We start from the raw sequence: 1,141 nt of genomic DNA, 5'->3' as shown, positions 1-1,141 counted from the left end.
AACGCACCAAGGGCAACCATGAACAGGATGGCCACCCCGCGCTCATGCTGAATCTGAAGAAACGCGCTTGCAAACGCGACGACGACAAGAACCGCTACCGAAATACTGCCGATCACGGCCCAGAAGATTGCCCGGTTCAGCATGGCCGCACGTCGCATCAAACGTGGCAGATCAGCCTTCAGCCGGCATCTCACATCGTCCTCGGGTATCCCGTTCAGGACAATCGTTCTGTCAACGATAGGATTTTGACGGGAGATCAGACCGCAATGAAGGCTGCCAGCGCGCCCAGAAGAAACGCGGGCGCCGCAGCCTGCGAGATAACGTGGGATAGCTGACTGACAGTCGGCGTATCGGGTAGCATCGGTTGCCGCTTTCCGCGCGATGTGCCTTACTTCGTCACCACCCGGCGCGCCGGTGTCAGCGTGCTGGTGGGGGCCGTCGGCGAGATCGCGAACGTCAGCCAGACATTCCATCCCGACGGCCGGTTCTCGGCGGCAAATTCGCCATAGCCTTTCAGATTGAGATATCCCTGCATGTCGCCGATCGGAAAGAGATATCCGAACTGCGGGCCGATGCCGAAGACGCGGGACCGGAAACCGCCGAGCTGCGGATGCTGGCCGAAGTCGTCGGTGATCTGCTGATATCCGTAGCCGACGAAGCCGACGAAAAACTGCTTGGAGAGGAACTGCGAGATACCCCAATCGACATGGAAGTCGATCCCGTTCTGGTATTGCGTGTCGGGATTCTTGAAGTTGTAGGTGAAGCCCGCGACGGCGGAGAATTCGTGTCCCGCGGCCGGGTTGAAGTAGGTGTAGCCGCCGCCGGCGTCGATCGCGGCGTGGCCGATGCCGAGGTTGCTGAGGCGCGCGGGATCGTAGGCGCCCACCGGAATGTCGCCCGTCACATAGGTCATGAAATTGTGCACGCCGGCGTTCCACTTCAATGTGGCCTGCGGATAGAGGTCGCCGACGGAGGTGAGGGAATCCGAGATGCTTCCCTCGCGGGTTATCACCAGCGGTCCGAGTGCCGCGGTGAGCGTTCCGTCAATGCCGGTACTTGCTCGGCCGAACAGGCCAGTGATGCCGATGGCCAGTTGTCCGCCAAGCACCGGTGTGCCGAAAGTGTAAGTGGGATTCAAAAG

General features: G+C 60.6%; 2 protein-coding genes. Both read right to left on the bottom strand.

Translation table 11 applies throughout. The features are described 5' to 3' along the window. The coding region (locus ACM43_RS09650; protein ID WP_271539859.1) for a DUF2721 domain-containing protein at positions 1 to 473 on the bottom strand (473 nt) is incomplete at its 3' end. Continuing rightward, on the bottom strand, positions 389 to 1,141 hold a 753-nt coding region (locus tag ACM43_RS09645), incomplete at its 5' end, for a SphA family protein (protein WP_271539858.1). The genes ACM43_RS09645 and ACM43_RS09650, both read right to left, overlap by 85 nt.

The sequence above is a fragment of the Bradyrhizobium sp. CCBAU 45321 genome (assembly GCF_028128975.1).
GTDB classification, from domain to species: Bacteria; Pseudomonadota; Alphaproteobacteria; order Rhizobiales; family Xanthobacteraceae; genus Bradyrhizobium; species Bradyrhizobium yuanmingense.
Note: the sequence above shows the minus strand (reverse complement) of the source record. Positions and strands in the feature narration are given on the sequence as shown.